This window comes from Mesotoga sp. HF07.pep.5.2.highcov, assembly GCF_003666285.1.
GTDB lineage: Bacteria > Thermotogota > Thermotogae > Petrotogales > Kosmotogaceae > Mesotoga > Mesotoga prima.
The window spans coordinates 1-6,035 of record NZ_JFHJ01000315.1 but is presented as its reverse complement, the minus strand read 5'-3'; the positions used below and the strand labels follow the sequence as shown (position 1 = coordinate 6,035).

The following is a 6,035-nucleotide window of genomic DNA, read 5'->3' as shown; positions in this document are numbered from 1 at the left end:
ATGATTTTGCCCTGATCCATTATCATAATCCTGTCTGCCAATCTCTCGGCCTCTTCCATGTAGTGGGTAGTGAGAATTATCGTTTTCCCACGCTGTTTGAGGACCGAAATCGTTTCCCATAACATTCTTCTCGCTTGAGGATCGAGACCGGTCGTAGGTTCATCCAAAAACACCACTCTAGGATCGTTGACCAGTGCTACCGCAACTGCCAATCGCTGAAGCTGGCCTCCAGAGAGATTCTTGGTGTACGTCTTCTCTTTGTCCTGCAAAGAGACTTCTCTTATCAAATCCTTGGAAGGAATGCTTTTCCTGTAAAGACCTCTGAAGAGATCTAGAGTCTCCTTCACGGAAAGATACTCAAAGAAACTCGAGGACTGGAGCTGAACTCCAATTTCCTCCTTCACTCTATCACTTGAAGGAGGAAGTCTCTCTTCGAAGTATTCTATGGTTCCATGATCTGGCTTTCTTAATCCTTCCAGCATCTCGACTGTTGTGGTTTTTCCTGCTCCGTTCGGTCCAAGAATGGCGAGTACTTCGCCTTCTCTCAGATCGAATTCGATTCCATCAACTGCTTTAGTTTCACCGTAATACTTCTTTAAATCCTTCACTTCAACTACAGTCCTGGGCAACTCTACCACCCCTCATTTGTAAACTCTCAATCACGAAAAAGTATTGTATTTCATGTTTTCACCAGATCAGCTCTGTTCGTCTATTGCTTTGAGTAATGCCTTAGCAGCCATTAATGGCCCTTCCATTTCATATCCGGGGATCCCTAGCCTGGTCCTAACTTCTCCGACCCTTACTCCTGAATCTATCATAGCTTTTAGATAGCGATCTGCTATCACTTCATGTCTTTCTCTCCGTTGAATCGCGCCAAACGGGTTTGCAAAATAGCTGTAAGTGAGTCCTTTCTCGGTGGTCGTCCCTTTAGCCATTCTTGCACCATTCGAAAATACCGCTGCCGCTTCCTCAGCGTCTTTAAAGATTCTTAGATCGCTATCTTTGTCTTCGTTGTAATTGTTTGCATACAGGAAGTAGTCAACTTTCGTGGGCTTGATGATGTCGGTGTAGTTTGAGTACGGAACGATTACCCGGGCATTGATCTCGTTGGGATTCATGAAGATACTACGGTCCATAGTAGAGTACGCATACCCGGGTTGAAGATCATCTAGGCGAACAAAGGCTCCCGTTTCTGTACCGTAGGCAATCACAGAACCCGAAGAGGTAATATCTAAAGATCCCATGTCGTCAATCAATATGTTGACTTCAGAAACTTCGGCATGAAGTCTATTCAGTGCGTCGAGAGTCTCTGATTTACCTGCTCCGCTATCTCCGATAAGCATTACGTTGGCCTTTTTCCCATTCCTAAGCTTTATGTGTGCAAGGGCCCCGTGAACTGGCAGTCTCCCTTCGTCGATAACAAGAAGATTATGAATAGTGAGGATCATCTTTTTCATATACCCGAAGTAGTCTATAGAAGGATCGTCTCCCACTATTCCAATGTAGGTGCCGTCGTCCTCCCTGTATATGACTCCGTTGAAGTCTTCTTTCTTTTCGAAGAATGAGTTGTCTATCCCTAAAATATATATTCCATCGGGCTTCTTGTTTTTTACGATATCAAAACTGGCCAACTCGAAGAGATTTCCGAGCCCGGCCGCAAGAGAAAGATACTCCTTATTCACAACAACGTCGATTAGTTTCGAACCTACGTGAATTGGAAAGAGAAACCAATCGTTTGATGACGGGATATTCAATTTGCTTAGAATTGGTTTGTCACGGACTTCGAAAAGCCCATGCCTCTTATTGGACCTTGTGTAAAATATGACCGGGGGTTCGAAGACAATGCTCCAAACACAGGCCATTCCGTACAACCAGTCTGCTCCGGGGACCCTAGCTCTTTTATCTACCTCGGGGTTGTCTACGATGAAACCCACCTGGGCTCCGCCGGGCTCCTGTCTGAGAATCTTGAGCCTGATGTCCGATACATTTATCAGAATCTGCCTGTAGAGGCTCAGTACCAGGCTCTTTAGATCAGTGTTAGTTCTTACGAGGACCATCTGCTTGAAGATCCTGTCAAATCTGTTTGGCGTGTATTCGTCTCTCTTGACTATGAACCTGTGCTTGTTTCTCCACAGGGAAAACAGGCTTTCAACAAACCTCACAAGGAGCTCCCTTTTGTTGCTCATTTTGGGAAACGAATAGTAGGATGAGCCGTCGATTTTCTCAATAGGATCTATCGTCAACGCAAGAAGAAGCTCGACGATACCGTCGATATCGTATTTTCTTGAAGTCTCCATCGTGTCTGTATTTCTTAAGAAGGGTTCGAAAAGAGACAAAAGCGAATTCTTCTTTTCTTCGGAGTCATTGATCAGCTCGGCAAGAATTTCCCTGAAGGTGACACTGTTAAATATCTGGGAGGGAGCATTGTAAGCCACCTCACCATTGATTAAAATACTTCTCATAAATGTTTACCTCCTCGATCCGACATAAACATATTATACTTGCAGGCAATGCAATTTCCTCCGCGACCGTGTAATCCGCACTAATCCCATGTTTATTTGATCTAGCTTTTTTTGGAAGAATTTCAAAGGAATCAATCATCTATCCACTCAGAAAAACGAGCAATATTTAGTTATCTCATAAAGCATGCTCCAAAAAATACGAAGAGAATTTTCGCCAGAATAGCTGTTAGAACACTTGGTGCAACTAGCTGATAACGGTGCTAGAATTGACATAGTGCGGCCTGGAGCTGCCAAAAAAAAAGAGGTGTCCAGAATGGCGGACAAGAAGAAAGAAGCAAAGAAAGAAGTAAAGAAAGAAAAGAAAGAAACACCGAAGAAGTAAAACCTATCAGTCCTCTGGGGAGACGGGCTTTAGCTACCCGCCTCCCGTTTTTTATTTAGACATCGATACTTGCTCGTGATAGGTCTTCACAAGTTGTAGAATTTTCATGTGATCCATGCTTTTCGAGGTAATTTAGCTGAGGTGAGCTATGATGAGAAATCTCATCTTTCTGTTTATGATTTTGTCATCGGTGATTTCACTCGGACAAGGAGACATTCTCAAAACGATAAATGAGACTGAGGAGTTGAGCATAGTCGCTGGCTACATTCAATTATCCGGGTTAGATCAAACACTGTCAGGAAAGGGGCCGTTCACATTTTTTGCGCCAACTGACGACGCATTTATGAAGCTCCCTGAATTGACCAGAGCGAATTTGATTAATGACGTGGTTCGTCTTCAGAGAGTCCTTAAATATCATATAATTCAAGGCAAATTCTCTTCAAGCATGATCGTCCAGCGACCCAACTTTGTTACACTACTGGGTCAAACCCTTTCTGTAGATTCAAAGGGAGGAATCAAGGTAGACGGTTCATCGATCTTAATAAGAGATATCGAAGCCACGAACGGTATTATTCACATCATAGATTCAGTGATCTTTCCTCATGAAGAACCGGATATTGTTCAGGTCATGAGAAACACTGGTATTCTAGATACGGCCGTCTTTGCCCTCGAAAAAACTGGTGTTATAGACATTCTGAAAGGCGAAACTTTGTGCACTGTATTTATGCCCAGCGACGTCGCGTTCGCCAGATTGCCTTCCGAGACAATGGAGAACCTTTTCAGAGATCCGGCACGGCTGAGGGATATATTGCTTTTTCATATTGTGGAAGGTTCCTTCTCGGTTGAAGAACTCTTTGAGAGAGGCTCTATTAGATCGCTTCTTGGAGAAACTATTGTGTTAGGCACAACTCCTCCGCGAATTGGTCCCCAGAAAACAGTTGTAATTCTGAGCGACATCGAAGCCAGCAACGGAATGATCAATATCGTTGATCATGTTATGTTTCACGAAGATTCAAGGACCAAGCTTTCAACGATTGAAGAGACTCTGAAAGCAAACGGAATAGATATTATGGCGGAACTCTTGAAGAGAACCGGTATCTGCAGTGAGTTGAGTGAAAATAAGCGTTTAACGGTTTTTGCTCCGACTAATGAAGCTTTTCTCGAGCTAAAAGAGAGCGATAAAGCCTTCCTCTACAGTGCAAATGAATTAAGAAAGGTACTCGAGTACCACATTCTTCCGAATGAGTACCTGCTGTCGGAACTGAAGATCTCTAACACGCTCCTCTCTCTAATCGGAAAGCCGTTGCACTTCGAGATGAAAGAAGACTTGTTAGTCAATTCCATTCCGATAGTTGAAAGCGATATTCTATGTAGCAATGGCGTAATTCACATAATTGAATCGCTTCTGGTCACGAAGTAGTTTTTTAGCGATTTAGATTTCCGATCCGCAATCTTTCTGAAAAGGGATCTCAAAACCCTCGATGAAAACATGCTACCAAAGGCCAAAGTACGAACCTTTCCTCGTGCGCCTCCAAAGTGGTCAGCAACTGAGAATAACATAATCCCTATTATCAGTCCGCTAAAAAGCTGCGATATTTAATCTTTCTGTTGATCACGTGGTGACATCCCTACAAATGATGCCGGCATCACGACGGCCGAGAGGACAGCTGCATTCTCGGCTCCCAAGGAGGCAACAAGAGATCCAAGCTCATAATTGATGCTTACGAATTTGCAGAGAGTGCACCTGCGCTCACCGACGTCACAGAGATCGGAAGCAAAGTGTGTGATGAAACTATCGATCGTCTTCGGGGAAACTCCTTCACTGTTTCCCATAGAAATTTGATAACAATTACTGCGAGAAACGAAACCATGAAGATTTCAAAATCAAAGGGCCAAGAAGCAGTCTGAACAAAAAAGTCATGAAAACCAGAATCGAGAATCCCAAGCTATCTAATTTGAAACACCTGTTAATTTGCGAGAGACCTACACTGTTTTGCTTTCAGCAAAAACTAATGGTCCCATTATCTGGATGAATCCAATGTGTCGAACGAAGATCGCAGTGAACACGTCATGAGGGCTGTGAGACTGAGTTTTGCGAATGCCAAACGGTTCTCTGCACAAATTTGTTTGGTTGTATAGACTTTTCGATTCGTTGCATTTGAAACGGATTGACATTCTCCAAGGCGACCTTTAATACGATAAAGTAGTATAATCACTATTATGTAGTATCATCATTTACAAGTCTCCCGGATCCCTGATCAAGTATCGAATACCCTACAATCATCATCGCTTGGATTGCTAATCAGGTTTTCTCTCGGAGTGGAAAGGATTGATGCGCTTGAAAAGACATTTCAAATTCCTGGCTTTTACCGCTTCAGTTGCAGTTGTTGTAATACTTTCGGCCTTTTCGTTTACCGCCATGTGGGAAGATCCCCCAATTATTCCCGGCTCAGGCGTGACAGAAATCAAAATGCTCAGTGAATGGCTACCTTCAATTGAAGGAACTATGCTAGATACCGAAGTTTATATAATCAGGGGCGCCGAGGAGGGCGGTAGGTTTTTGCTTCTTGGGGGAACTCACCCAAACGAGCCGGGCGGGACGCTCGCTGCAGTTGTTTTCGTCGAGAATGTATCAGCTCTTTCGGGAACAGTTTACGTAATTCCTAGATCAAATCACAGCGCATTCACTCACAACGATGCTATGGAAGGAGCCCCTCAGTTCTTCTCAATAGAATTACCGGACGGATCGGAAAGAGTCTTCAGATTCGGTTCTCGAAGAACTAATCCAATCGCCCAGTGGCCCGATCCGACAATATATCTGCATCCAACTGGAGCCACCCTTGGGGGGGGAGAAGTCTCCAATTTGAACAGGACCTTTCCCGGAAGGAGAATGGTTACTCTACAGAGAAAGTGGCCGCAGCGATCATGAATCTCGTTCTTGAAGAAGACATCGATCTCGTTTGCGATCTACATGAGTCCTCACCCGAGTATCCAGTGAACAATGCGATCGTCTTTCATCAGGAAGCGGCCGAACTGGCAATTATGACTCAGATGATGCTTGAAATCGAGGGCATAGACATTAGACTTGAGGAATCTCCAGTGAATCTGAGAGGATTGACTCACAGAGAGATCGGAGACAATTCAGATGCATATGTCGTTCTTCTCGAAGTCTCAAACCCCTCTCAAGGTAG

The 6,035-nt window shown here is 44.0% G+C and carries 4 protein-coding genes and 1 pseudogene; 3 read left to right on the top strand and 2 right to left on the bottom strand.

The window, feature by feature from the left end; all coding sequences use genetic code 11:
- Together BG32_RS06980 and BG32_RS06975 are read right to left on the bottom strand one after the other, a co-directional pair.
- The coding region (locus BG32_RS06980; RefSeq protein ID WP_147434862.1) for an ABC transporter ATP-binding protein at positions 1-629 on the bottom strand (629 nt) is incomplete at its 3' end.
- 66 nt (positions 630-695) lie between these two features.
- Positions 696-2,462: an ATPase gene (locus BG32_RS06975; RefSeq protein WP_014731944.1), complete on the bottom strand. Its 1,767-nt coding sequence runs from the start codon at positions 2,460-2,462 to the stop codon at positions 696-698.
- Positions 2,463-2,992: 530 nt separating this feature from the next.
- Between BG32_RS06975 and BG32_RS06970 the strand changes: the two genes are divergently transcribed.
- The 3 genes and pseudogenes from BG32_RS06970 to BG32_RS06955 all read left to right on the top strand — a co-directional run.
- Positions 2,993-4,264, top strand: a complete 1,272-nt coding sequence (locus BG32_RS06970) for a fasciclin domain-containing protein (protein ID WP_099772993.1) — start codon at positions 2,993-2,995, stop codon at positions 4,262-4,264.
- 912 nt (positions 4,265-5,176) lie between these two features.
- On the top strand, positions 5,177-5,773 hold the full coding sequence (locus BG32_RS06960) for a hypothetical protein (RefSeq protein WP_147434861.1): 597 nt from the start codon (positions 5,177-5,179) through the stop codon (positions 5,771-5,773).
- Positions 5,755-6,035: pseudogene (locus BG32_RS06955) on the top strand (succinylglutamate desuccinylase); the annotation flags it as partial. The gene BG32_RS06960 and the pseudogene BG32_RS06955, both read left to right, overlap by 19 nt.